We start from the raw sequence: 25,396 nt of genomic DNA, 5'->3' as shown, positions 1-25,396 counted from the left end.
ATAACGGAATCAGAAAGGAGCGGTCGAGAACATGAACGCTGACCAAGAGACGGAGGAAAACGATCCGAACGGCCAGATCACTCGGTCGCAGCCTGATGGCCTTTATCGCTGCTGGCCCGAGTCGTATCTCAACCTGAGCCACGACATGTTGGTCTATCATGATACGGAATGGGGCACGCCCTGCCATGATTCGCAGGCCCTGTTCGAACGTCTAGCGCTTGAAGCCATGCAGGCCGGGCTTTCCTGGAACACGATTATCAATAAACGCAGGGCCATTGACAAGGCTTTTCATGATTTCGATATCGAACGTGTCGCGCAGATGGGTCCCGAGGTCTCCAGCCTGATGGCCAACAAGGCCATCATCCGCAACCGGCGAAAAATCGAGGCTATCGTCCATAATGCACAGGTCGTATTGGGCTTGGGTATGCCGTTCGCCGATTACATCTGGAGTTTCGCCCCGTCGGGCCCGTATATCCGCAGGCCTCAGAGCTTTGAGGAGGTGCCGGCGGTCACGGAAGCCTCTACGCGAATGAGCAAAGCCATGAAAAAGGCCGGATTCAAGTTCGTCGGGCCTACCACCATGTATGCCTATATGCAGTCGACGGGAATGGTCAACGACCATCTTCAGGGCTGTTTCCGGTGCCCGCAGAGGCAGGATTGATGACGTTAGGTCAGGGTTGAGCCAATAGACGTTCGTCTCCCGAAGATTTGCGTCTCAGCTCAATGCCACGATCAATATGACGGGTTCCTTGACACGGCCGGCAGCCGCGTTTCGCCGTGCGCCACTTGACAGGTTCGGCTCCTTATTCCCGGCTGGCGGGCTGGTGCCTCAATTCGTTTCACTGCCGCAACGGTTGAACGGACATCATTGCCCGCACAGTCCCTGCCTCAGCATGATGCCGTAGGCCTCACGGCCGCCGTTCTCCCCGGGAGTCAGATGCGTCCCGTCGTCGTAGAAGTATTCAGGATGCATGTTGCTCACCGAATACCAATCAAGAAGCCCTACATTCGGATGCCTGGCGAGCACGGAACGCAGAATCTGGTTGTTCGAATCCTGCCAGGTATCGGGCATACGGACCGTAGTGAGGTATATGGGTTCGTCGCCCACCGCCGCTATCAGGTCCTCGACCTGTTGTTCGTCGACAATGCGGTCGTTGGTCCCCAGTGCCATGATGACAACGCTTCCGGCCTGGCCTTGCCCCTGATGCTTGCGGAAGAGGTCGGCACCTGTGGAAAAGTGGCGGCCGACCATATTGTCCTGAATGCTTGCCGGGATATGCTGCTGGACATAATCGTGCGCACCCATCTCCACGGAATCGCTGATAATCAGAGGATTCGCACTACATGAACCTGTGGCGGCATCGTAGGTCCAACCTTTGGTATCGAGGTTTTTGGGTACCTTGGCGGCCTTCGGCACCAAACGCACAGGCAGATTCAGCGACGGCTTGGGCACGGCCGACCTGCGCAGCGTCATCAGGTCGCTTCTGATCGCAGTCGCCATTCCCATGTTTCGCTCGACCGCAAGATATTCCCGTCGTAAGACAGACGAACGTTCGCCGGCCACCCTATTGAAATTCACAGGCAGTAGCGTACACAGCACAACGGCCACCACACCGCACAACGCCAGGATCTTAGTGATCAGGCGCATTTCGCGCAATGGCCCCTTGCCTGCAGGCCTGGATTTGCGCGTCGCCTCGGCCATCTGATAGAAGGCCTCGCAGGACGCCCACAGCACCATGAATTGCACGATCCATTCCCACCAACGCAACGGCTGTGTGCGGATGGCGGGGTTCATGAATTCAAGCAGCGGATAATGGGCCAGATAGATCGAGAAGGAGCGTGAGCCGATGTAACGTAGCACCCGCATCCCCAAAAGCGAACGGCAGAGATTGCCCGGCACCAGAACGACGGCGAGCAGCAGGGCGACGATCAGGGCGACCGCCTGGAAGCCGCCGCGGTACAGCCATGCGTCATTGCCGTCTGCAGCATAATACAGGACGATCAGGGCGGCGAGAAGGCAGAACCCGGCTCCCGCCAAGGCGAGATTGAACAGAGCAGGCCGACGTCCGGTGCCTGACGTCTCCGAATCGAGTTCTTGTTTTGATTTGGCCCGCTCGACCATCAACGCCAGCAATGCGCCGACCATCAATTCCGAAAAACGTGTGTCAAGGCCGTAATAGACGCGAGACACATCGGTTCCGGGAACATAGAGCACCGTCATCAGAACCGTGGACGCGACGGCAAGCAGCAGAGTTGCCAGGAATCTGATGCGCAACCGTAAGCCAAAACGGTGCATCAGCCACAGCAGCGAGACCCAGACCAGATAGAACTGCATGGTCAGTGCGAGGAACCACAGATGGGTAAGCGGTGACGGGAGTCCCGCGGCACTGAAATAGGAAACCTTACGGAAGATATAGACCCAATTGCTGGCATACAACGCGCTGGGCAGCGCATCGAGATGCAGTTTCGGAAGCATGCCCGGCGAAAGCAGATAGGCGATCGGCACGACCAGTGCGATCAGGGAAAGCAGCGGGAAGGTCAGACGCTTGATTTTCCTGTACAGGTAGCCTGCATAATGAAACCCCTGCGGTCCGGACATCCGTCGTTCCACGCTGCCGGTTATCAGGAAACCGGAGATGACGAAGAACACCGTGACGCCGAGAAAGCCGCCACGCAGCAGAGACGGACGCACATGATAGGCCACCACCCCGATGATGGCCAAGGCTCTCAGACCATCGATTGCGTTGTTGCGGGAAGGCTGAGAAACCAGCAGGGAATTCGAAGTGAGGGAACCACCGGGCGTATTCTTTTCAGTCGGTTTTGGGCTGTTTCCGGTGCGTCCCAACATCAACCTCTTCTTCATTCACTGCCAATACGTGGCCTTATCGCTCGGGTCACAAAGCAGTACAGTAACAAAAGGCGTAGATGCTTTACGGGGGCTGACACGCCGCTGTTCGCATTACCTGAGTGGAGACGGTTCATCGCCGACGCTGATATACCTTTACCGAAATTCCCCTGCCTCAGAGTCATATATCCGAAAGCTTGAATCCTAGCACTTACGAAAAATCCCGGGAGTTAAACTCCCGGGATTATCTTTCCGCTCCCGCAGCTGGGCTTGAACCAGCGACATTCTGATTAACAGTCAGACGCTCTGCCAACTGAGCTATGCGGGAATGTCCCGTGCGAAGCCTCAAGCACCGCACAAGAAATATATAATATACAAGAATCGTCAGCTCGCAACTCCAATGGCGTGTCGCCTGATTTTTGCGGGGTGTCGCGGTTCAAGGAAGCGGCTCAGACGCTGATGACGTTCATCGGCATGGCCGAATCAATCGGGAAATCGGGAGCAGAAGGACGTATGCCGGCCTCGACCAGGTTGACTCCGAGCATGGCGACCATCGCGCCGTTGTCGGTGCACAGCTTGATCTGCGGGATGCGCACCTCGACACCTTGCTGCTCGCCGACTTCAAGCAGTTTGGCCCTCAGTTGGGAATTGGCGGAGAAACCGCCGCCGACGATCAACGTCTTGGAACCGTATTCCTCGCATCCGTGCATGGCCTTATTGGCCAGCACCGTGGCGACCGAGTCGGCCAGCGAGGCGCAGACGTCATCGACCGGAATCGGGTTGCCTGCGGCCTGTTGTGCCTCAACCCAACGGGCCACGGCGGTCTTCACGCCCGAGAAGCTGAAATCGTAGGGATGCTCTTTGCCTGCCTTGCCCTTGGTGAGGCCCTGCGGCACCTTGATGGCGTGGGGATCGCCAAGCTGGCCATGCCTGTCGATATGGGGGCCTCCCGGGTAGGGGAAGCCCAGCAGGCGGGCGACCTTGTCGAAGCACTCCCCTGCGGCGTCATCAAGCGTCGTGCCGACGACGTCCACGTGGCGGGCGACGTCTCCGACGTGCAACAGCGACGTATGGCCGCCCGAAACGATAAGCGCCAGGGTGTCTTTCGGGAATGGCCCGAATTGCAGTTGGGTGACGGCGATATGACCGATGACGTGATTGATGCCGTAGATCGGCTTGTTCGCCGACCATGCAAGCGCCTTCGCTCCGGACACCCCGACGGCCAGGCAGCCGGCAAGGCCCGGACCGGCCGACACCGCAATGGCGTCGATGTCGGAAAGGTCCATGTCGGCGTCGGCCAGCGCTTTGCTGACCACGGGCACGAACGCTTCGGCGTGGGCGCGTGAGGCGATTTCGGGGATGACCCCGCCGTAACGCGCGTGTTCCTCCATGGAGGAGGCGACCACGTTGGAAACAAGGGTGCGTCCGCGCACGATGGCCGCCGCGGTCTCGTCGCAGGTCGATTCGATACCCAGTACTGTCGGTTCGCTCATTGCTTTTGCTCCATATTCTCTTTGACGCTGCCGAATCCCATGATATGCGTTTCGAGGTCCAAGGCCATTTCGACGGCATCGATGTTTTCGGGTTGATAGTAATGCCGCAGCAGGCCGATACCCTCAAAGCCACGTGAGCGATAGAGCCGTTTCGCCGGCTCGTTGTCGACACGGACCTCCAGGGTGATGCGACGAACATCGCAATGCCGTGCACGGCTGATCAATGCGTCGAGAAGGTTCCTGGCGACGCCCTTGCGTTGGAACCGTTTCCCGACGCCGATAGTCATGATCTCGGCCCGGGCGTCGGCGTGCCATATGCCGGCGTAACCGCGCATCGCCAAGGCGGTCGTGGACGGTGGGGCGAATGCACTCCCGCCATCGGTTCCACGGCCATCGGCATCTGGCGTCGTGGCGGCACCGGATCCCTCGACGATATCGGCCAGATAGGTTCGTGACGTGTCCGTTATCTCGGTGCGAAGCGTCTGAATGTCCCAAGCCTGGGCACCGAAAAGCTCGGTCTCGAGCCCAAGCGCGGACCGCAGGGCCCATTGCTGATCAAGCTCACCGAAATCGACGATCATGTACCGTCAGGCTTTCGTGGCGCCGGCATGGTTCAGCACATGCTTCAAGGGATTGGGCACGGAGACGTCCGGACGGCGCAGATAGAGCGGTTCTACCGGCCGTATACCGTTCTTATTGCCGTTATCCGATATCGCCTCGGCATCGTTCGATGCTGCAATGTCGAAACCGTTGCTTGCCAGGGTGCAATCAGTGAAAATCTGTAGGCCTGCTGCCCCGGCATCCAACACGGAATGGTCGATGACCTGCCCCAATGATTCGCCGAATCCCTGCCAGGCCTCATCGTATTTCGAGGCACCATGGCCGACGATGTCGATACGGTATTCACCGGCGGCACCAACGCCATCCAACCCCTCAATGGCCTTCAGGACCCGTTCGACGATATGTTGCGGATAATCGATGTCCATAGTGACTGCCGTGAAGACAAACGGCCGCTCGCCTGCGACAGCGGATTCGGGCTTCTTGTGTTCCCCCTCGGCTTTGTTCTCTTCATCGGCATAAAGGGCGAAATACAGCTGACGTCGACGGGCGTCGTTGACGGCCAGAGTCAGATGACGTGTATGTTGCTCGCCTGCAGTCTTTCCCGTCGTGGCGAGAAAACCGCAATCGGCAAGCCGGTCATCACCTTGGCGTTTCAGTTTCATCATCCATGCCTGCGGCTCGAGGACGTCGGCGCCGAGCAATTGCGCGCCGGTGGCGTATGCGATGGCCTTCGCCGCGACGATTCCGGCGCGGAGCCCGGTAAATGGCGCCGGTCCGACACCGACGACAATCCGGTCAAGCTCGCCGGGCGCGAGCCCCGCCGAGCCCACGGCCGTGCCGATATTGACCTGCAGCTTTTCGACATGGGTACGTGAATCGGTTTCCACGATCGGCTCGTGTCCCAAGACGCCTACCGTCGAACCGAACGAGGTGTCTATGACCAGTGTGTTCGCCATATTTGCCGCTCCTACCATTGATTGTCATCCGGCCGATGACTGTTCGATCGCCGGACATCAGGATTCATGCCGTTGCAACTGTACATCGTCGACATAACCGCTGAGTTCCGGCACGGTCTTGACTATCGCAACGCGTCGAGTTGGCGGCCGAAATCCTTCCAGCGTTCACCGACCGGAACGAAGGCCACCGTACGCATGCCGTCGCCTGTCAGCTCCGTTTGCCAGTCTTGGGCTTCTTCGGCGAGTGCCTGCCGGTCAAGCGGACGTTCGATATGCACCTCAAGACGTTCCTGGGCAAACGCGGAGGCCATCTGCTCCCCCCATTCCATGAGGACCAGCGTATGCTCGCCCGGATCTTCAAGCTCCTCGTCAAGCCCCAACGATTCGAGTTCATCAAGGAGCCGGTCGACCGTGTCCTGGCCGGGTGCGTAGGCGTTGCCTCCAAGCCGGTACGCGTCGACGTGTACCAGATGCGCGGGGGTGCCGTCGGCAAAACGCCCGTCAAGTTCCCGGGCGATGGTGAAGGTCGGGGAAACGATGGGTTCCTGAATATGCAGGCCGGCTCCGAAACCTTGCGCGAAGGTGGTCTTGCCTGCCCCCAACGGTCCTGAAAGCAGCAAAACATCGCCGCCTCGCACGCACGCGGACACCTTCGCTCCAAGAGCCTGCATATCGGTGCCGGTCGGCACTTCGACGGTATAGCGAGATTCATCGTTCATTTGTCATATGTCCTTTGTGGCTGATCAGTTCGATGGAACGCTCCAGCGCATACATCGGGTCTCCCCCGTTGGTCTTGTTCTGTTCGTCGGCCCATGCCAGCGTCTGGATGCATCTGGAAAGCCCCGCGGATGTCCATCCGCCGAGTTGCCGGGTGGCGTTGCGCAGGACCCATGGATTGGTCTTTGCCTCGGCTTGGGATATGCTGCCGGAACGTAGCGCGGAAGCCTTGGCCAACGTCCGCAGTTTCATCGCCAGAGCGCCGACCAGAGCAATGGGATCGGTGCCTTGCGCGACGGCGGCGCGCATGTTGATGATGGCCTTGGCGTCATTGCCGTTCAGCGCCGCATCGGCCACTGCGAATCCGGTGACCTCGGCGTTGCCGGTCAGGTATTGGTCGACCAGCTCGAGACCGATGGGGTCGTCGTCGAAATCGAAGCACAGCTGCTCGCACATGGCGGCGAGCTCACCGGTCTTCTCCCCCAGCACGGCGACCAGCTGTTGGGCTGCGGCCGGGTCGACGCGGCGTTTGCGGCGCTCGAAGCATTGGATGACGAAGTTCAGCTTGGCGTCGGCACGCTTGAGATCGGGAACCGCCTTTTTTTCGGCTCCCGCCTTGGTGAGCCTGTCGATGATTCTCTTGCCTTTCTGCCCGCCGTCATGCTGTGCGATGACCGTTCCCGCCGCAGTGGAAGGGTCCTTGGCCATGGACGTGCAGTAATCGACCATGGTGTCGGTCAACGCGTCCTCGGAATTCTGGATGTGGCGGATGATGACAATCGAGCTCGAGCTCAGCAGCGACGGGCTCACGGCCTCGTCGAAGTCGTATCGGCTCGCCTCGCCCGCATCGAGTTCGACGATCTCTGCTTCCGGATCGTTCTTTGCGGCCTCGTCACGGCAATCGCGTACCTCTTGCTCGTTGAGGAACTCGTCTCCTCCGACGACCAACACGAACCGGGTTCGCCGTCGGGCTCGTTTTCCGGCCATCATTCCTCGATTCTTTCCGATTACCCGGTCCGGCCGCATCACGGCGAGACCTCTACGACTTTCTATGATATTCAATGTGGTGGCACAGCTGGACATACGCCGTGTCTCTCCGCTCAGCTCGAATCACCAAGCCGTTCGAACATCTGTTCGGTTTCCTTGAACCATACCGCCCCCTTGTTCCGCAAACCCTTGAAACGACTCTCGTGACCGTTCACGGAATCTTCCTTATCGCTCTTACCTGCCAACGCGGACGCGGTTTTGACCAGCAGCACCATGCCGACTTCGCAGGCGACCACCGTCAATGCCCCTGCGGCCCCACCGGCCCAAGGCATGGTGGCGGTCGGCGAGCCGCCTATGGTATCCGCGCACCATTGCATCACCGACGTCCCGCAACTGGAGAGCCACACGAACACGAACGCCAGATGCGGAGCCAACGGCGAAAGCGCCAGGCCCGCCAATCCGGTAAGCGTGGAGAAATCCACGAACGGGGCGACTACGAGGTTGGCGGGAACCGAAAGCAACGGCAATGTCGGGGTCATCAGCACCTGTATCGGCAGGGTGAACAGCTGGGCGGCAAGGGTCACCGACGTGCCGTTGGCGAGGAATGCCGGCAACACCGCTGAAAGACGCTTGGCCATAGGGCCGGAGCACAGCACAATGCCCAGCACCGAGGCGCAAGACAGGGCGAAGCCGTAACTTCTCGCCATCGCGGGATTGAGCAGCAAGGTGAGAATGACGGTCCAACACAGTGCGCTGATCGCCTGAGCCCTGCGCCCGACGAACAACGCCAAGGAGGAGAAGACACCCATGAGAAGCGCCCGCATCACCGAGTCGGATGGGAACATGGCGCTCGCGAGCGCAGCATATGCCATCACCGTCAGCACCGCCACCATCTGACGCGGCAGCAGGAACCGGGCGCAGCCGGAACGTATCAGACTGCCGATCAACGCGAAATGCCCGCCCGAAACGGCCATCAGATGCATGATGCCGGAGTCCTTGAAATGCATTTCCAGCAGTTTGGCGAACGTCGCGTTGACGGGTTCTTGGCCGCTCGCGGTCGTCCCCATGAAATCCTGTCCTAAAAGACCGATGGTCAGCCCCGGGACGAGCACACGTCCTTGGTCGGAAAGTCCCTGGGTCACCGAGAAGAAGGAACGTTGCATGGAATCCACAAACCGGCTGACGGGCGGAGCCTGTTCGACCACACGCGTATCGGCGTCGACATCCGCAGTCAGCCAGATCGGACGCCGACCATACCGGGCGTTTTGCAATATGCCCGAAGTCGTTATGGTCTGCCCGTCTGCAAGCTTGCCGCACACCGGTTTGTCGGCGTACAGGACGATACGCGACCTGCTGGCCTGCGCGATGCCGTCGTGTACGAAACCGATGAGATGCGCATCGGCCTGGCAATCCGCCTGCCACGAACCTGCCGCAGTAACCGGAGAATCGAGGCGCAGCGTCGCGTCAATCCTGCTTTCGCCGTTTCGGACAACGGCCGTCGCCGGATCTCGATATGCGATGGCCTCGGCATTCAGCGAGACGATCATGGCTGTCAGAGCCGAGCATATGAACACCGCCGCCCATACCGTCCTGTTGCCACGCGATTGACGCACTATCAGTCGGATTGCGGACTGGGAAGGATATGATGCCGTTGCCGCCTTGTTCCCATTCGCTGCGCAATGATCGGTTCTGGCCGATGTGGTCGGAATGCGAGTATGCTTCCCTTGTCCGGATTGCCGCTGCCAATGAATCCCGGGAGGTCGGCAGACAGCGGATTCGGAAAGCGGGCAACAGCGCAGCGAGTCGTGCGAATGCCCGGCGTTGCGACCGAACCAGTGCAGGGACAGCGCGAGCAAAACGACCAACACAGCCAACAGCAGCAATAAGGCTGCCGAAAGAACGATTCCACCGACCGATGGCCGCATCAAGCGGCCCGTCACTGCGGCAAATACAGGATTCGACGACGTGCAATCACTGGAGCCGGCGGCTCCCTGGCCTAGCGAATACGGATCGTTCTGTCGCTCGGTGTACAGAACAAAGACCGTGTGCGAAGCCAATTCGATGCCCCATACGCATAACGCCACCGGCAGCATCCGCCAGTCCCTGCTGCCCTGTTCTCCCCCGACGGGAGTATGCACATCGTTCATCAGACCGTCACCTGCCCGCGTATCTTTTCAAGCGTTTTCTGCCCGATGCCCGAAACCTTGAGCAGCTGGTCGACGCTTGTGAAACGTCCTATCGACGAACGGTAGTCGATGATTTTCTGCGCCATCACCGGACCGACGCCTTTGATCTGCTGAAGCCGCGTGCTATCGGCAGTGTTGATATTGACGAGATCGGATGAACCGGCCGAAGCCCCGGCCTGCCCTGTTGCCTTGCCTGTGCCAGCCGACGGATTCGCCGGCGTTGCCGCGCCACCGCCCTGTCCTGCGCTACCAGCGCTACCCGGACTTTGCGATGAAGGCGAAGCGTCGTCTGATTTTGAGGCTTTCCCGTGTTGCCGTTTCGCGGCTTGGCCATGTGCAGCCGTTCCTGCGTTGAGGCTTGCGGAAGATGAGGCTTCAGCTTGTTGTTTGTTGTAGTTGATCGCCTGGGTCACCAGCATCGTCAGGCTTGCGCATAAGGCGGCCATCAGTATCAGCATCACAGCCACCGCCTGCGCGGGTTTGAACACCAGCCGGGGTATGGATTGCCGCTGAGCAGCCGATTGAACGGTCAGCTGCCCATCCGAATCGGCCAGTGCGTCCGAATCGGTTTCCTTGAGCGTCGAATCGGGATTATCAGTTGCCGTATCGAGCGTTGAATCCTGGTCATTGAAAGCTATGGAACGGCTGTTGTCCTCGGGTTTTTCTCGGCCCTCGCCTGGCTCGATGAGCCAGCTTTCGATAGGTGGTAAAGGAGGGAGACCCGCGCGCAATAGTGCCGCGTCGGGTTCGCCAATTCGTACTGCCTGCGACCCATCCGAAGACACGGCGGACGAATGCAGCCGCCTGGCCGCAGACCGGTCTTGACTTATTGCCCTGCCATCGAAATGAATGCCCATACTTCAAGCATGACCGAACCGGCATCAAAAGTCGAGCCGAAACGGCCACTGTGGTCGAATGATAGGGGTTATCCACATTTGAGGCGTGTCGTGTCCTCAACCGCAGAACCGTCCACATTCATGCACAAGCACGGACGAGTGACGGTCAGAGCAAAAAGCCGAGACGCAACCCATTCGACGAGCAATCCAAATCTTGTCCATCGTCAATTCTCGCGTTTGCACATCTCAGCGATGATGGATTCATGGTAGTGATTCAATAGGCAAAAAGGACACCGGAATTAATCTGGTGTCCTTTTCATACGATTCTTCGCATGCCGTTCGATGCCATTTCAGGCAACAGCCGGCGAAACTACCGTTTGGCGATTACTCCGCCGGAACGATGGAGACGATCTTCGGCGCCTTGACGATGACCTTGCGCGGCTCCTTGCCACCCAAACGGTCGGCCACGGCCTTCAACGCCATGTCCTTGAGCTCGTCGGGGTCGATCGAGGGGCTGACCTCGAGCTTGGCACGGACCTTGCCCTTGACTTGCACCACGGCGGTGACGGTGTCCTCGCCAACGTAACGCTCGTCGGCCTTCGGCCACGGCTCATGGGCCAGAGACTCGTTGTGGCCGAGCTTCTGCCAGAGTTCCTCGCAGATGTGCGGGGCGATCGGCGAAAGCATGAGAATCAGCGGCTCGACGGCGGCGCGCGGCACAGCGTTGAGGCCGGTGAGCTTGTTGTTCAGGACGATGAGCTTGGCGATGGCGGTGTTGGGCCGCATGTTCTCCATCTCGACGGTCACGTCGGCGATGGTGTTGTTCAACAGCTTCAGTGTCTTGGCGTCGGGAGTCTCGTCGGTCACGGTGACCTCGCCGGTGTTTTCGTCAAGGACATTGCGCCACAGCCGCTGCAGGAAGCGCATGCCGCCCACGACGTTGCGGTCGTTCCAAGGGCGGGACTCGTCGAGCGGGCCCATGCTCATCTCGTAGAGGCGGAACGTGTCGGCGCCGTAGCGCGCGTACATGTCGTCGGGGGTGATGATGTTCTTGAGGCTCTTGCCCATCTTGCCGAACTCGCGATTGGCATGCTGGCCGTTCCAAGTGAAGGTGGGCTCGCCGGACGCGTCGGCCGGTCCCTCCTCCACCTCGGCGGCGGGCACGTACTGGCCGCGGTCGTCGGTGTAGGCGTAGGCCTGGATCATGCCCTGGTTGAAGAGCTTGTGGAACGGTTCCGGGGAATCGACATAGCCCAGATCGAAGAGGATCTTGTGCCAGAAACGCGAGTAGAGCAGATGCAGCACCGCGTGCTCGACGCCGCCGACGTAGAGGTCGACGCCGCCGGTCTTGCCTGATTCCTGGTTGTGGTTCGGGCCCATCCAGTATTCGTATTCGTCCGAATCGACCATATGCTCGGTGTCGTTCGGATCGAGGTAGCGCATGTAATACCAGCAGGAACCGGCCCAGTTGGGCATCGTGTTGGTGTCGCGGTAGTAGGTCTTGGGACCGTCGCCCAGGTCGAGCGTAACCTTGACCCAGTCCTCGTTGCGGCTCAACGGCGCCTCGGGATTGCTTTCGGCATCCATCGGATCGAAGGTCTTGGGGCTGTAGTCCGGCACATCGGGCAGGTTGATCGGCAGCATGGAGTCCGGCAGCAGATACGGCACACCGTCCTCATCATAGACGATCGGGAACGGCTCGCCCCAGTAGCGCTGGCGGGAGAAGAGCCAGTCGCGCAGGCGGTAACTGACGGTGCCTTTGCCGACGCCCGCGGATTCGAGCCACTTGTTGACCTTGTCGATGGCGTCGTTGACGCGCAGCCCGTCAAGGCTCAGCGCATCGCCCTTGGCTGCGGTGTGCTCGGTCGAGGAGTTGATGACGATGCCATCGTGCGAGACGAACGGCGCCTTGCCTTCGTAATCGCTCAGGTTCTCACCCGAATCCGGCAGCGGTTCGACGGTATAGATAACCGGCAGCCCGAATTTAGTGGCGAAATCATAATCGCGCTGGTCGCCGCCGGGCACCGCCATGATGGCGCCGGTGCCGTAGTCCATCAGCACATAGTCTGCGGTGAAGAGTGGCAGTTTGTCGCCGGTGATGGGGTTGACGGCATAGAGGCCGGTGAACAGGCCGGTCTTCTCGCCGCCCTCGTCGACGCGGTCCTGCGCGGTCTTGGATTCGGCCGCGAGGCGATAGGCCTTGATACCTTCCGCAGGTGTGGCATAGCCACCCTTCCAGCTTTCCGGAGTGTCTTCCGGCCATGCCGCAGGAGCGTCGGCCAACAGATCATGCTCGGGCGAGACCACGGCGAAGGTGGTGCCGAAGAGTGTATCGGGACGGGTCGTGTAGATCTCCATGTCCCGCTCGCCGTTGGGGGTGGCGACTTTGAAGTGGACGGAGGCACCGTGGGATTCCCCGATCCAGTTGCGCTGCATGAGTTTGACCTTCTGGGGCCAGTCGATGATATCAAGGTCTTCGATCAGACGGTGGCCGTAGGCGGTGATGCGCATCGACCACTGACGCAGCTCACGCTGGAAGACCGGGAAATTGCCGCGTTCGGACTTGCCCTCGGCGGTGACCTCTTCGTTGGCCAGCACCGTGCCGAGCCCCGGGCACCAGTTGACCGGCGACTTGGAGATATAGGCCAGACGGAAGTCGTTCAAGACATCGGCCTGCTCGGCTTCGGTCAGCTCGTCCCAGCCCTTGCCGGAATCCTCGAAGCCGGGGATGGCGCGTTCGCCGCTCTTGAACTGGTCGATCAGCGTGTCGATGTGGCGGGCGGAGCCTTTGCCGCCGTCAGGACGCACAAAATCGGGGTCGTACCACGCGTCGTAGATGCGAGAGAAAATCCATTGCGTCCAGCGCATGTAGCCGGGGTCGATGGTGGCAAAGGTGCGGCGGTTGTCGAAGCTCAGGCCCATGCGGTGCAGCTGACGGCGCATGTTGGCGATGTTGGCCTCGGTAGTCACCCGCGGGTGCTGGCCGGTCTGCACGGCGTACTGCTCGGCCGGAAGGCCGAACGCGTCATAACCCATGGCATGCAGCACGTTCTCGCCTTTCATGCGGTGATAGCGGCTGACGACATCGGTGGCGAGGTAGCCCAACGGATGGCCTACATGCAGGCCCTTGCCGGAAGGATACGGGAACATGTCCATCGCGAAGTAGGGGGTACGCCCATCCGCAAGTTGCCCGTTGCCGTCCCTCAGATCGCCTTTGACGTTCGCGGCCCAGAAGGTGCCCTTCTCATCCCACGTTTTCTGCCATTTTTCTTCGATATCCTGCGCCATCTGCGCGTTGTATCGGTATGACGGAACACTTGCTGTATTGGCGCTCGAAGCCGCGCCTTGCTCATTGTCGCTCATAATAAGGAATTATCGTGGCTCAACTGGACACACACCCACACATTTCCGAAAGATGGTCACCGACGATGGCGAACCGCGATGAATCCGGCAGTTGGGATAGTGATTTCACGTATCATGCTGAAGAACCTGCAGAGATAATCACAGAAAACGACCCGATAATGTGATTACCGTCGTATTGAGACCGCAGATGCGGAGATGATCACAGAAAACGGCCCGATTACGTGATTATCTCTGTACGTTGCCCCACGATACAGAGATAATCACAAAGCAGCGGGAGCCGGCTATACCGGCCGAATTCCGGTCAACGAGACGGCGACCCGGATCAGCCGTGTTCCATTGCGATGTTGAGAAGCTCAACGATGTGCCATTGCAGGGTTGAGAGTCGGATTGGGTGTGTAGTCGATGTCGTGACTCATGGCATCGGCGGCTTTTCGCCATGACCCGTCCTTGACCATATCGTGCAGAATGGTGTTGATTTTCCTGGTGAGCTCGCCGTTCGAGGGACGGATCATCACGGCATGGCGAACCGTTGCGACCCGTGCAATCGCTTGGGCCAAAGGCGCCGACGATGACGAAGCCCCTTGACCCAAAACCGTGACATCGTGCTCGATGACGCTTGAAGCAAGCCCGTGCAGAATGGCCGCGTCAGCGGCGACGGCATTCGCTTCGCCCACAAGCAAAGCGGTGAGGCACTGCGGATAGGTCTCGCGCTCCTGAATCCTTACGCCGGGAAGTGCCGAGGAAAGCCTATGCCCATCCGCCGTTCCCTTTACCGTGCAGATGCTCCGGTTGCTCAACGACGACATATCGGTGAAGTCCTGCTGCAGCCGTGACGGCACCAGAAGCCCCAATGGATCGGTGAGATACGGCTTTGATGTCCCGAACCGTTTCCCCGCGTCGTGGGTCGTGACGGAAGGCAGTGCGGAGATGAACATGTCGGCTTTGGATTGTTTCAACGTCTTGGCTGCGGAAGAGGGGTCCACCGGTTTGAAAACGATCTGTTTGTGTGCATAACCGAGTTTTTGGGCCACGTAGCGGGCGACCTCGATGTCGAAACCGGAGTATTGGCCTTCATGCTCGTAGCCGAGTCCCAGCTCGTCGCCAGGAACGGCGATGACGATGGTCGGCCCCTCGGGGATATCGGCGGAAGGCGGTGTCTGGGCCACCCCGCAAGCGGAAGCCGAGCATAGCAGACCGACGCCGCAAACCAGCGCAAGCGATGCCCTGAGATACCGGCGAACGTCTTTTTTAGCTGAAGAAGCCCTGAACCTCAATCGTAACCGTCGCATCGAAAACCTACTTGAAGAGTCTGGAGCGCGTCAGCCACCACGCCACGAGCCCGGTGATGACCATCGAGATGGCCACGACGATGAAAAAGCCCCAGCGCGAGTTGGTGAAAGGCATGCCGAACATACCCTGCTGGAAGTTCATGCCGTACATCGAGAAGATCAGCGTCGGGATCGACAGGACGATGGAGATGATGGTGAAGATCCTCATCACATTGTTGAGGTTGTTGGAGACGATCGAGGCGGAGGCGTCGGTCATGTTCGCAAGGACGCCGCTGTAGATGTTCGCCATCTCGATGGCCTGCTTGTTTTCGGTGATGACGTCGTCCAGGAGGTCTTCGTCCTCGGGGTACTGCTTGATGTGGGTCAGCGAGTTGAGTTTTTCGGTCACCCTCAGCTTTTCCATCACGATTTCGTTGGATTTGAGGCTCGTGGTGAAATAGACCAAGGTCTTCGACAGTTCCAGCAGCTGCAGGATCTCGCGGTTCTGCATCGAGTGCTGGAGTTTCAGTTCGAGATTGTCGGAGCTGCGGTCGATGATGCGCAGGTAGCGCAGGTACATGGTGGCATTGCGATAAAGAATCTGCAATACGAACCGCGTCTTCATGTAGGTGTTGAAGCCGCGGATGGTGCCTTCCATGAATGGGTGGAGCACCGGCGTGTCCTGCATGCATACGGTGATGATGGTATGGGCCGCGACGATGATGGCCAACGGGATGGTCTCATAATGGTCTCGTCCGTCGCGTTGCTCGACGGTAGGGATGTCGACGATGATCATGGTGTAATTGTCTTCGGAATCGACGCGCGAACGTTCCTCGTCATCCAAGGGAGCGCGCAAATCGGCCAGATCAACGCCGGTCTGGGAGGAGACGGTGGCAAGTTCGACGTCGGTCGGGTTCGACAAACAGACCCAGGAGCCGTTTTCCAGCTTGTTTATCTGTTCGACCTGCCCGTTGATCGTATTGAACATCCTCAACATGTCTGCCACCCGCCTTTCGCGTTATTCGCTGTACGGATCTTGCAGGAGACGCCGGCTCGTTCGCCATGCGTCCTGGCCACCGGAATGCCTGTCTTGATACGAAAGAGACAAACGGTTATTCCGGATTCCTGCTGTTAACCCAAAATTCAAGAGTAACCCTTGAGGTGGAACTTTTGGGCGTTCTTTGCGCATAGCGTTACCCATCGAGCAGGCTGCACCTGTTTCACCCTATTGCCCCGGATGCGTGCCGCGAGCTGATCCGCTGAGCGGCACGCACCGGTGCCGAGCAGCCGCATTCCTTGCCACAAAAAGGAATCGGCCGACTCACAAAAGGAACAGGTGCTCGAGCCCGCTCGCCTCAGACGGTATCGGTGACGGGCAGCGGCTCCATCAGTTTCATACCCGGATGGCGCAGTTCCTCAGGCCCGTTGGACCAGTCGGCGACCGTCGATATCGCAGGTCCGCAATTGAATTCCGCAAGCGTCCACTGATAGCTTCCGTCCGACTGGGCCCGCGGCTTGAGCGTCGACCAGTAGGCGTTGGGAATGTTGCCGAGTTCGTCCACTTCCGGATCCATGCCGAGCAGGGTCTCGACGGTCGCCGCGATGAACGACCCATGACTGACCAGCATCAGCGTGGTCGGGTTTTTGTCTTCCGTGTGTTCGTTAAGCAGTTCGAGGACCGCCTTGGCGCCTCTGGCTCCGACCTGGGTGCGGGTCTCGACGCCGTACTTGGTCTCTCCCCCTTCGTGAGCGCGCCATGAACGGTAGGCTTCGGCGTCCATCGCCTTGATTTCGGGGCGAGTCTTGCCTTCCCACTGACCGAAACTGCGTTCGCGCAGACGTTTGTCGAGCGTGACGGGCAGGCCGAGGATATCGGCAAAAGCGTGGGCCGTTTGCGAGGCGCGGAACAGGTCGCTGGAAATCACTTTCATCTTGCGTCTGCCCGCAGGAGCCTGCCGGTATTCGCTGATGTCGCTCTGTTCGGCGGCCTGTGGCCCCGGCTGCGGCAGAAGGTCGGGGTTGGCGGCCACATTGGCGACCTTCGCCCAGTAATAGCGCTTGGCAAGGTCCAGGCCTGTCTGGTCGACCTGCCATTGGCCGATGATGTCAAGCGGGACGTCAATCTGGCCCTGCAGACGGTGAACGACGTTGTAGGACGTCCTTCCGTGACGGAGCAAAATGATCTCGTCAATCATTGTTTTCCTTTCTCTCCCCTATCGATAACAGGTATATGACATGCATATGATGCATTTGTTCCCATTGTGCCGTTACCCGGCGAAAAGGAAGGGTCCTTGAGGCCGATCGGGACTGTTAGCTGGTGGCATGCCTACGCTTTGCCTTTCGGATTGATGGGTGTCCTGACCTTCGGTCGCAATTGTGCCCCGATTACCGAAGAAATGCCATTATCGCTACCCATACCAGCCAAAGCGCCGCGATCACGGCGTAGGGCCACAGATGGGCACGGGTGATGGCGACGAATTCGCGGATGAAGGCCGTCGGCCAGTAGTATCCCTTGGTATGGCAGCCGATGCCGTCGGCGTTGAGCCCGATTTCGTGCGCGTATTCGCTGGCGCGGAACACATGGTAGTCGCTGGTCACCAATGCCGCTCGATACAGCGACTTTGCACGACTGGCTTTGCGCCGTCGGCTGGGCTTCGGTCTGGAGGACGCTCGGGAAATCGATGCAGAGGTCCACGAAGCTTTATCGTTATCGGCACGCTGCAGCTTGACGGAGGTAGATACTCCATCGTTGGAGCCGACGCCGCTGTCCCTGACTCCCAACGATCGGGCTAAGGAGGAACGTTCATCCATAATCTCCTTGGAATTGACGAGGTTTTCCATCGTCGTTCTCGAAGTGTCCTCCATCAGGATGCGTTCGGCGGGCACGCCGCGCTTGCCGATCAGATAACGTTTCATCGCTTCCGCCTCGCTGACCTCCTCGTCGGCGCCTTGGCCTCCCGAGACGATGAAAACGCCGTGATCGTGCTGCCGATGCCACAATGCCACGGCCTTGTCAATACGTCCGCGCAGCAGCGGTGTCGGCTCGCTGCCCTGCAGTCCCGCACCATGGATGATGATGTAATCGTATGTTCGCCGTTTGGGCATGATGCGGTAGACCCATGAATACAGCATCAGCGCAGCGAAAGTGAAGAAGAACCACAATCCTTCAAGGACGGCCAACAGCGCAAGCCATTGCAGCCATCCGGGAGCGCCGAGCCTCACACTCAACAGGTAGACCACCATGAAACCCACCAAGGCCAAGGCGAGCAGAGCCGGCAAGGCGGTCGACATCGAAAATCCCTCTCGACGGATCACCACCGCCGCGTTGGCCAAGAGGAACACGACCACCGTCAGCGGGGTGAGGATGAGAATCAGCGCCAACGGCACAATCACCCAATCGCGCCAGAAATCAAGCAGCAGGGCGCTGGAAAGGGAAAGCACGAACAACGCCAACCAGATCGCGTTGCGGAACCGGCGAGGCTCCCCTATCACCGAAATGAGCAACAACACGGCGAATACGACGCTGGGCCCATACAGCAGGATCGTTTGCCATGAGTCGGTCATGATGACCTCCTTTTCTCCACTCGTTTTCGGTGACTTGATTGTTTGGCTATTCGTCGATCACGTCATGTGACTGTTTCACATTCGTCTGAGCAAACACATCACGCACTTTCGAAACCGTACAAGACGTATTCGAATCGGGCTGTCACCGGTTGCGACGTTCGTTGATGTCGGCGAGGCCGCTGACGTCGCTTGCGTAGAAGCGCGACAGGTCGCCGGCGAATTTCCTGATGCTTTCGGGCGCGGTGTAGAGCATGTGCCCGGCCGGGTAGTAGGTGAACGCCACGTTGCCGCGCAATGGCTTGGGCAGGGCCATGTGGTCGATGTCGTATTCGGTCTGGTTGAACGGCGTGCACAGGTCGTAGATGCCGTTGCCGATCATGACCTTGAGCGTCGGTTCATGCGCGATGGCGGCGGCGAGGTCGGCGGTGACCGTCGGGAACGGGATGTGTGCGCCCCACGACGTCTTCGCACCTTCCGGCAGGGTGTGCCACCACGTCCAGCCTTTGCCGGGTTCGGTGGAGTTCCAGTCGAAATCGGCGTATCCACGGCGTTCCTCAATGCCGTCCCAGCCGAGTTCGTCGCGCAGATAGGCATTGGCGACGCTGGAATAGGCCGGGTCGAGGAAGCTGTCGTCGACCACGAACGTCTCTTCCTGGGCGGTACGGTCGAGGTCGTAGCCTTTGCTCCTTCCGTCGTAACGGCCGACAATCATGCCGGTGTCGTTGCCGCTATCGTGGCGCAGCAGCTCCTTGCGGAAACGCATGTCGAGCACGCGCAGGTCGGAATCGTAGACGTATTGCTCGCTCAGCCCGGTCAGTTCGGCATAACGTTTGGCGACATTGCGTTTCGTGGTCTCATCGATGCCGTCGCCTTGGGCCAAAGCCGCACGAAGCGGACCGTTGGCGAATTCGCGGGCGGCATTGAGATGCGTTTCTATATCCACGTTTTGGCCGGCCTTGCCGTGGTAGTGTGCCACGGTGGCATAGGTTGGGAAATAGCCGATGTAGAACTGGTCGGAGGTGTCGAAGGTATAGGCATAGTCGAGGATGTTGGAAATCAGAACCAGCCCGTTGAGCGCCACACCGTCTTGTTGCAGACGATACGACAGGGCCGCGCCGCGCGTGGTGCCATAGGATTCGCCCAGTACGTATTTCGGCGAATTCCAACGGTCAAAGCGGGTCAGATAGGCACGGATGAACGCGCTGAAACCCTTGACGTCGCCGTCTACCGAATACAGCTCCTTCTTAGCCTTTTCGGCGATCTGCGAGAATCCTGTACCCGGGGCGTCGATGAAGACGATGTCCGAATACGGCAGCATCGTGTAAGGATTGTCTTTGAAGCCGTATGGAGCGGCAGGGACCGGGGCCGCGTCCGGGATATCGATGCGCTTGGGACCCAACGATCCCATCATCAAAAACGTCGAGGACGAGCCCGGGCCGCCGTTGAAGATAAATGTGACCGGACGGGTGGTGTCGGTTTTGCCGTGCTCGTCGGTCAGTTCGAAAGCCGCGTAGAAGTCGCTGGCCGCAGGCTTGACTTCCTTGGTGTCGATGGTGATGGAGCCGACGGTCGCCCGATAATGCAGCGTTTCTCCGTTGAGTTCCATCGTGTGGTGCGTCCTGCGTTCGCCGGTCGGCCGGATTTCCGGCTTCGGTGTTTGTTCGGTTGACGCGTTGTGCCCGGTTGTGGCCGTTACCGCTTCTTCGCTCATTTCGTTACTCCTTGGACTGACGTTCATCTCGTTCCAGCCTAACGCAGAGCCGTCTCATTGGCCCGTCGATGAGCGCCGATGAAATCCACAATGATACCGGAATCAGCAAACGAGAAAAGAAAAAGGCTTCTGAGAATTTCTCAGAAGCCTTACCCGTGGAGCTAGGGAGATTCGAACTCCCGACCCCCTCCATGCCATGGAGATGCGCTACCAGCTGCGCCATAGCCCCGGTCTTGTTTAAGTTATCGCTCCTTGCGAAGCCTTAGATACTTTACAACAAACTCTGCGAATGACCAAATCGGCGTGTCGCCGAAGCTTGCCAGAGCCATAAAAACAAGAGAACACAAGGGTTTTATTCGATTGCTGAACCTGCGGAACCCCAAATGGCTGAGGCTTATCAACAAACCTGCGGAACCCCAAATGGCTGAGGCGTATCAACAAATCTGCGAAACCCCTGATGGCGAAGGAAACTGGGCTGAAGGTCTTGTACTGTCCTTCAGCCCGGTCATGCTCACTGCGGATTACTAGTATTCGCTCCGGGTGTGCCGTCTCCGGTATGAGATCCCGGATCAGAGCTGCCGGTGCCGTTGCTGTTCGATGGCGAACCGTTCGTGGAGCCGGAGTCTGCTCCGCCCCCATTGCCTGCTCCGCTGTTCGACGAATCATTGGAAGAGTTGCTGGAACCGTTGGAATTCGAACCCGTGCCGCCGCCGGTATTTCCTGAATTGCCGTTGCCGGAATTATCGCCGTTTGTATTTCCTGAACCGTTGGCAGTGCCTGAACCGTTGGAAGTGGAACCATTTGAAGTCCCGGAATCTGAGGTGGTTCCGGAATTTCCTTGATTGTTCGTTCCGTTGTTTTTCTGCGTGTTGCCGTCGGTCTTTTGGTTGCTGTCGCTGGGAGTGTTGTCTGAATCGTTGCGCTGCGGCTGATTCTTGGTGGTCGAGTTGGTGACGATGTTGCGTACCACGTCATCGGTGCCCTGACCTTTGGTGGCCAGCGAGATGATACCTGCGGTGATGCCGACCGCAACCAAGGCGCTGACGACAGCGACGACAATGGCCAGCCGTTTATAACGCTTCTGCCGTGAGGAATCGAAGACGCGAACATGGCCGTCATGCTGCCCCGGACCGCCATTGAGCGTTTGACGGGTTCCGGAAATTGCTTTTGTTGCCCGGGTTTTGCCGATGGGCGCCATCACGGTGGTCTTGCCTGACGCTGAAGACGTCAAGACCTCAGTGGAATCGTTCTTGCCGTCATCTGCATGGTACTTACCGTCTGCATCCCCCAGATCTCCTGTTTTGTTCCTGCTTTCTTGACGCTCAGCGGCCAAGGTTCTGGTCGCGTCCTTCTGATCTGAGCCGGTGGCCATTTTCTCGTTGCGAACCAAAGCGGCCAGGCTCGGCGATGTTCCGTCCATGCGCGGCATCGGAACACTCTGGGCCGCTTGGGCCGAAACCGGGCCAGGCAATCGACCGTGATGCTGCGCATCGGATCCTATGACCCGTGTCTGATCGCCTGGATCGGCGCTTAGAGCATTCTGTTGCGCGGTGCCATCGTCTTGAGGTACGCTTTCCTGCAGCTTCCTACCGGATTCCTTGAGCACATTCTGGTAGATCTGCGAGGCGACAGCCGAGACAATGGAGCCGACAGCCACGCCGATCACGGATCCGGCAATGCCGATCTTCGCCGACAACAGGAACGAAGTGACCGCAGCAAGCGCACCCGCTATGATCTGCGAGACCGAAATCCCCTTGAAAAAATTCTTCATAAACCATAAGGATAACGGGAGGAAATCGGAAAAAGCTTAAAACGTGCAAAACCTCGCCGAACGCTTACAGGAACCAAGACACGCGCTACGAGACCGCTATTTTTTGCGCCAGTCATGCAGCATGTCTTCCGCATGACGGAAAAGATCGACAATGACGGAACGATGAACGATGGACATCAGAACAGCCACGAAAATCAAGGCGAAACCGGCCAGGGTCGTCATCCTCAGCGTTGTCCTCCAGAAGAGGATCGAGAACAATTCGGAAAACAGGCTTTCGGTGCACATCACGATCGATGCGGAAGACGCGGAGACATGCGCCAGGCCGATATTCTGCATGATCTGAGCCAAAGTCGTCGCCCCGATGAACAGATAGAGGAAGCTCACCACGATTTTCGGTTCCAGCCACGAGGCGTTGGGAGCCGGTTCGGTGAGAATCGCACCGATCAGGAACAGGACGCAGGCGACGGCGAACTGGACGAAGGTAATCGCAATCGCGTTGTATTTTTTGGAATAGATGCCGAGATACGTCAGGTTGAACGAGAAGACGGCGGCACAGGCGATGGTCATCCAGTCGCCTGACGTGAGGGAAAGCGAAAAGCCGCCCGGTTTCAGCGAGACGAAACCGACGCCGATCAGGCAAATCACCCCTGCGATGATGTTGATGTTATGCGGCCTGTTTTTGGTGGCCAGCCAGGCGGCGAAGGGCGTGAGGACACAGTAGGAAGCCGTCAGAAAGGCGCTCCTGCCAGGGTCGATCGTCAGCAGCCCCTTGGTTTGCAGAACCATCGTCCCCCAGTAGGTGACTCCGACAACGACGGCAGGGACAAGAATCGACTTGTTGAGCGCGGGAACAATGCTGTTGTGGAACATCAGCAACATGATCAGGCACGCCCCGCCGGTACGCATCGCCATCAGCCACTGCGGAGTGATCGCCGTCATGGCGATTTTGGAAACCAGATAGCTGCCGCCCCATAGCGCGGCGCAGCACAGCAACATAAGTCTGGCGAGATTGGGTGGGAAATTGCGGGAAAGGCGACTGCGCAGGCCTTGGAAACCACGGCGAGCGGTGCCCTTCGACGAAAGGTAGGGGGCAAACATATGGGCCATGGCCTTCTCCTCTTGTCCGTTTCCGATATGTTCGCTCACGCCTTTTGCGGCCAGATCGGGTCTTCTCTTCCGGTCTTCGCCCGGAACCCTCAGGACGTACCTGCCTGCTCTGTCTCTCTTCGTATCCGGCCCAGGCGGGCAACGTCGGTCAAGCCGTTCCGACGGGCATTCCAACCTTATTTGTCGCTATTCAAAATAGACATATTCTTTTCGCGACACGCCTAGAAATACCCCGAAATCACGGTTATGAAAACAATTCACGCGTTGATTACATTTCCAACGCGACAATAAGCCGTACCCCTACCCAACACGCCCAAATCAGATGCGCAATTCATGTTGAGCACGAAGCTAAAATCGTTCGCAGAAAACGGATTGGCGGTGAGCAATGTCACACGCATCTGTTAGTGAACAACAGTTTGAAGACGTACCATGGAAACGTATAGAAAGCAGTTCGAACGAAAGGACAGCATTATGGCTACACTTACCCCGGAAATGAAGGAATTCATCAACAACAACCTCGCGTGGATCACCACCGTCAGCAAGGACGGGCAGCTCGACCTCGGCCCCAAGATGTCGATGTTCGTGCTCGATGACAATCACCTCGCCTATCACGAGCGCACTGCCGGCCAGCATTACAAGAACCTTGAGGACGGCAGCCCGCTGGTGATCTGCTTCGCCAACCTCGAAAGCAAGAAGGGCTACCGCTTCCGCGGCAACGTGACTCTGCACTCCGACGACGCCATCTACGACGAGCAGGTCAAGGTCGCCGAAGAGAAGGGCACCAAGAAGCCCGCCACCATCCCGGTGCTCGAGATCACCGAGATCGACGATCTCTCCGCCGGCGCCAAGGCCGGCACCACCATCAGCAAGGACTGAACTTGTTGAGAACGGCTTGGGCTCTTGATTCCCGGCCGTCAACGGTGTGAGGGCCTCCGTGATTCGTATGGAGGTCCTCTTTTTGTATGCCTGCCTTGCCTGATATGCATCAAAGGGCTAAAGCAGACAGGGCTGAGTAGACGAAGGAGTGGGAATGTGCCGCAGATTTTCGCTTGACCTTGATTGGAACACCGTCGCTTCGGATTTCGGTGTCGACGATGAAGACGTCGACACTTACGCACTGCCGGCTCGAACGTTTCGGGTCGAACCGAAGCAGACCATCGTGGTCCTCGCGGCAGGAGAGGATGGCCGACGGCATCTTTCGGGCGGCTATTGGTCGCTGGTACCTTCTTACAGCGACAAGCGGGAGCTCACCTATCCGACCTATAACGCACGTATGGAAACAGCCGCGCAAAAGCCGACATTCAAAGACGCGATGCGAAGCCGTCGTGCCATCATCCCAGCTTCCGGGTATTTCGAATTCAAAGGCAGGCGTCCGTTTTATTTTCATGCTCAAGGCGACGCCATGCTCGCCATGGCCGGCCTGTTTTCGTGGTGGCGCGACAACGCGGATTCCCCATGGACGCTCACCGCTACGATCCTGACCTGTGATGCCATCGAAGAGGCGGCGAAAATCCACAACCGCATGCCGTTGCTCGTTTCGCGTGATATGACCGGACAATGGCTTGATCGCCACGTCGATGGATCTGGAATCATTGACGATATTCATGCGGCGAGCCTATCTATGTCCGAAAACCTTGATTGTTATGAGGTCGCCGAACCGGCACCAGAAGAAGACGGACCTCGGTGCATCCGCCCGAAGGCAGAGCGCGTGTGCCTGAGTCTTTTCTGAGCCTCAAACAGGAATGCCATAACGCAAACAAACGGACTGGTTGCAGAATTAATCACAGTTTTGGCCTCATTTTCGTGATTAACTCTGTAGAATCGCTCAATATGCAGAGAACATCACATTTTTAGCGCATTTTCTGTGATTAGCGTTGTACGTCGAAGACGCTAATCACACTTTTACCCCATTATCATGATTATCTTTGTACGTCGAAGATGCTAATCACACTTTCGATTCGAAGTTTATTCCACGATTTTCCTGAATTTATGTTGCTTTGTCACTGATGTTGCTTTGTCACGCTAAAAAGT

At 58.5% G+C, this 25,396-nt stretch carries 19 protein-coding genes and 2 tRNA genes; 3 read left to right on the top strand and 18 right to left on the bottom strand.

Annotation, left to right across the window (positions count from 1 at the left end):
* Positions 1-31: 31 nt before the first annotated feature.
* Entirely contained in the window at positions 32-661 is a 630-nt protein-coding gene (locus tag OZX64_RS04595; RefSeq protein WP_277171698.1) for a DNA-3-methyladenine glycosylase I, read from the top strand.
* A 204-nt stretch (positions 662-865) separates the two neighbouring features.
* Here the strand turns inward: OZX64_RS04595 and OZX64_RS04590 are convergent, their stop codons facing one another.
* The 18 genes from OZX64_RS04590 to OZX64_RS04505 form a co-directional block, all read right to left on the bottom strand.
* Positions 866-2,848 (bottom strand): acyltransferase family protein, encoded by a 1,983-nt coding sequence (locus tag OZX64_RS04590; RefSeq protein ID WP_277171697.1) that lies wholly within the window; start codon positions 2,846-2,848, stop codon positions 866-868.
* Between the two features lie 252 nt (positions 2,849-3,100).
* A tRNA-Asn gene (locus OZX64_RS04585) sits at positions 3,101-3,173 on the bottom strand.
* Between the two features lie 121 nt (positions 3,174-3,294).
* A complete protein-coding gene (gene tsaD / locus OZX64_RS04580) occupies positions 3,295-4,338 on the bottom strand; it encodes a tRNA (adenosine(37)-N6)-threonylcarbamoyltransferase complex transferase subunit TsaD (RefSeq protein ID WP_277171696.1) in 1,044 nt (347 codons plus the stop codon).
* Complete coding sequence (locus OZX64_RS04575) at positions 4,335-4,919, bottom strand: GNAT family N-acetyltransferase (protein WP_277171695.1); 585 nt, start codon at positions 4,917-4,919, stop codon at positions 4,335-4,337. Before OZX64_RS04575 ends, tsaD begins: the two co-directional genes overlap by 4 nt.
* A gap of 6 nt (positions 4,920-4,925) precedes the next feature.
* Positions 4,926-5,855 (bottom strand): tRNA (adenosine(37)-N6)-threonylcarbamoyltransferase complex dimerization subunit type 1 TsaB, encoded by a 930-nt coding sequence (gene tsaB, locus OZX64_RS04570; RefSeq protein ID WP_277171694.1) that lies wholly within the window; start codon positions 5,853-5,855, stop codon positions 4,926-4,928.
* A gap of 122 nt (positions 5,856-5,977) precedes the next feature.
* On the bottom strand, positions 5,978-6,574 hold the full coding sequence (tsaE, locus tag OZX64_RS04565) for a tRNA (adenosine(37)-N6)-threonylcarbamoyltransferase complex ATPase subunit type 1 TsaE (RefSeq protein ID WP_277171693.1): 597 nt from the start codon (positions 6,572-6,574) through the stop codon (positions 5,978-5,980).
* The gene (holA, locus tag OZX64_RS04560) at positions 6,564-7,559 is read right to left on the bottom strand and encodes a DNA polymerase III subunit delta (RefSeq protein WP_277174979.1); all 996 of its coding nucleotides are present in this window, start codon (positions 7,557-7,559) and stop codon (positions 6,564-6,566) included. The genes tsaE and holA overlap by 11 nt, the downstream gene beginning before the upstream one ends.
* 113 nt (positions 7,560-7,672) lie before the next feature.
* Entirely contained in the window at positions 7,673-9,706 is a 2,034-nt protein-coding gene (locus OZX64_RS04555) for a ComEC/Rec2 family competence protein (protein WP_277171692.1), read from the bottom strand.
* On the bottom strand, positions 9,706-10,602 hold the full coding sequence (locus tag OZX64_RS04550) for a helix-hairpin-helix domain-containing protein (RefSeq protein ID WP_277171691.1): 897 nt from the start codon (positions 10,600-10,602) through the stop codon (positions 9,706-9,708). The genes OZX64_RS04555 and OZX64_RS04550 overlap by 1 nt, the downstream gene beginning before the upstream one ends.
* 363 nt (positions 10,603-10,965) lie before the next feature.
* Positions 10,966-13,944, bottom strand: a complete 2,979-nt coding sequence (gene leuS, locus OZX64_RS04545; protein WP_277171690.1) for a leucine--tRNA ligase — start codon at positions 13,942-13,944, stop codon at positions 10,966-10,968.
* Positions 13,945-14,297: 353 nt separating this feature from the next.
* Positions 14,298-15,233 (bottom strand): transporter substrate-binding domain-containing protein, encoded by a 936-nt coding sequence (locus OZX64_RS04540; RefSeq protein WP_277171689.1) that lies wholly within the window; start codon positions 15,231-15,233, stop codon positions 14,298-14,300.
* Positions 15,234-15,240: 7 nt separating this feature from the next.
* Entirely contained in the window at positions 15,241-16,209 is a 969-nt protein-coding gene (locus OZX64_RS04535; RefSeq protein ID WP_277174978.1) for a magnesium transporter CorA family protein, read from the bottom strand.
* Positions 16,210-16,567: 358 nt separating this feature from the next.
* Positions 16,568-17,407 (bottom strand): histidine phosphatase family protein, encoded by an 840-nt coding sequence (locus OZX64_RS04530; protein ID WP_277171688.1) that lies wholly within the window; start codon positions 17,405-17,407, stop codon positions 16,568-16,570.
* Between the two features lie 190 nt (positions 17,408-17,597).
* Positions 17,598-18,776, bottom strand: a complete 1,179-nt coding sequence (locus OZX64_RS04525) for a YdcF family protein (RefSeq protein ID WP_277171687.1) — start codon at positions 18,774-18,776, stop codon at positions 17,598-17,600.
* 142 nt (positions 18,777-18,918) lie between these two features.
* Positions 18,919-20,487 carry a carboxypeptidase gene (locus tag OZX64_RS04520; protein WP_277171686.1) on the bottom strand — a complete coding sequence of 523 codons (1,569 nt, stop codon included), beginning with the start codon at positions 20,485-20,487 and terminating at the stop codon, positions 18,919-18,921.
* A 156-nt stretch (positions 20,488-20,643) separates the two neighbouring features.
* Positions 20,644-20,716, bottom strand: a tRNA-Ala gene (locus OZX64_RS04515).
* Positions 20,717-20,998: 282 nt separating this feature from the next.
* Positions 20,999-22,258, bottom strand: coding sequence for a hypothetical protein (locus OZX64_RS04510; protein WP_277171685.1), 1,260 nt, complete (start codon positions 22,256-22,258; stop codon positions 20,999-21,001).
* Between the two features lie 96 nt (positions 22,259-22,354).
* A complete protein-coding gene (locus OZX64_RS04505) occupies positions 22,355-23,356 on the bottom strand; it encodes a DMT family transporter (RefSeq protein WP_348519421.1) in 1,002 nt (333 codons plus the stop codon).
* Positions 23,357-23,836: 480 nt separating this feature from the next.
* On the opposite strand from OZX64_RS04505, the gene OZX64_RS04500 reads away from it, so the two are divergent.
* Complete coding sequence (locus tag OZX64_RS04500) at positions 23,837-24,241, top strand: pyridoxamine 5'-phosphate oxidase family protein (RefSeq protein WP_277155899.1); 405 nt, start codon at positions 23,837-23,839, stop codon at positions 24,239-24,241.
* Between the two features lie 154 nt (positions 24,242-24,395).
* The gene (locus OZX64_RS04495) at positions 24,396-25,094 is read left to right on the top strand and encodes an SOS response-associated peptidase (protein WP_277171683.1); all 699 of its coding nucleotides are present in this window, start codon (positions 24,396-24,398) and stop codon (positions 25,092-25,094) included.
* Positions 25,095-25,396 lie beyond the last annotated feature (302 nt).

The sequence above is a fragment of the Bifidobacterium sp. ESL0704 genome, from assembly GCF_029392075.1.
Classification (GTDB): domain Bacteria; phylum Actinomycetota; class Actinomycetes; order Actinomycetales; family Bifidobacteriaceae; genus Bifidobacterium.
This window is presented reverse-complemented; position numbering and strand designations above follow the sequence as displayed.

Coding starts and splice junctions, on each gene's coding strand:
- OZX64_RS04555 (WP_277171692.1), bottom strand. CDS start 9,706: ATGAACGATGTGCATACTCCCGTCGGGGGAGAACAGGGCAGCAGGGAC.
- OZX64_RS04495 (WP_277171683.1), top strand. CDS start 24,396: ATGTGCCGCAGATTTTCGCTTGACCTTGATTGGAACACCGTCGCTTCG.
- OZX64_RS04550 (WP_277171691.1), bottom strand. CDS start 10,602: ATGGGCATTCATTTCGATGGCAGGGCAATAAGTCAAGACCGGTCTGCG.
- tsaE (WP_277171693.1), bottom strand. CDS start 6,574: ATGAACGATGAATCTCGCTATACCGTCGAAGTGCCGACCGGCACCGAT.
- OZX64_RS04535 (WP_277174978.1), bottom strand. CDS start 16,209: ATGTTGAGGATGTTCAATACGATCAACGGGCAGGTCGAACAGATAAAC.
- tsaB (WP_277171694.1), bottom strand. CDS start 5,855: ATGGCGAACACACTGGTCATAGACACCTCGTTCGGTTCGACGGTAGGC.
- OZX64_RS04500 (WP_277155899.1), top strand. CDS start 23,837: ATGGCTACACTTACCCCGGAAATGAAGGAATTCATCAACAACAACCTC.
- holA (WP_277174979.1), bottom strand. CDS start 7,559: ATGGCCGGAAAACGAGCCCGACGGCGAACCCGGTTCGTGTTGGTCGTC.
- tsaD (WP_277171696.1), bottom strand. CDS start 4,338: ATGAGCGAACCGACAGTACTGGGTATCGAATCGACCTGCGACGAGACC.
- leuS (WP_277171690.1), bottom strand. CDS start 13,944: ATGAGCGACAATGAGCAAGGCGCGGCTTCGAGCGCCAATACAGCAAGT.
- OZX64_RS04575 (WP_277171695.1), bottom strand. CDS start 4,919: ATGATCGTCGATTTCGGTGAGCTTGATCAGCAATGGGCCCTGCGGTCC.
- OZX64_RS04590 (WP_277171697.1), bottom strand. CDS start 2,848: ATGTTGGGACGCACCGGAAACAGCCCAAAACCGACTGAAAAGAATACG.
- OZX64_RS04525 (WP_277171687.1), bottom strand. CDS start 18,776: ATGACCGACTCATGGCAAACGATCCTGCTGTATGGGCCCAGCGTCGTA.
- OZX64_RS04510 (WP_277171685.1), bottom strand. CDS start 22,258: ATGAAGAATTTTTTCAAGGGGATTTCGGTCTCGCAGATCATAGCGGGT.
- OZX64_RS04530 (WP_277171688.1), bottom strand. CDS start 17,407: ATGATTGACGAGATCATTTTGCTCCGTCACGGAAGGACGTCCTACAAC.
- OZX64_RS04540 (WP_277171689.1), bottom strand. CDS start 15,233: ATGCGACGGTTACGATTGAGGTTCAGGGCTTCTTCAGCTAAAAAAGAC.
- OZX64_RS04520 (WP_277171686.1), bottom strand. CDS start 20,487: ATGAGCGAAGAAGCGGTAACGGCCACAACCGGGCACAACGCGTCAACC.
- OZX64_RS04505 (WP_348519421.1), bottom strand. CDS start 23,356: ATGTTTGCCCCCTACCTTTCGTCGAAGGGCACCGCTCGCCGTGGTTTC.
- OZX64_RS04595 (WP_277171698.1), top strand. CDS start 32: ATGAACGCTGACCAAGAGACGGAGGAAAACGATCCGAACGGCCAGATC.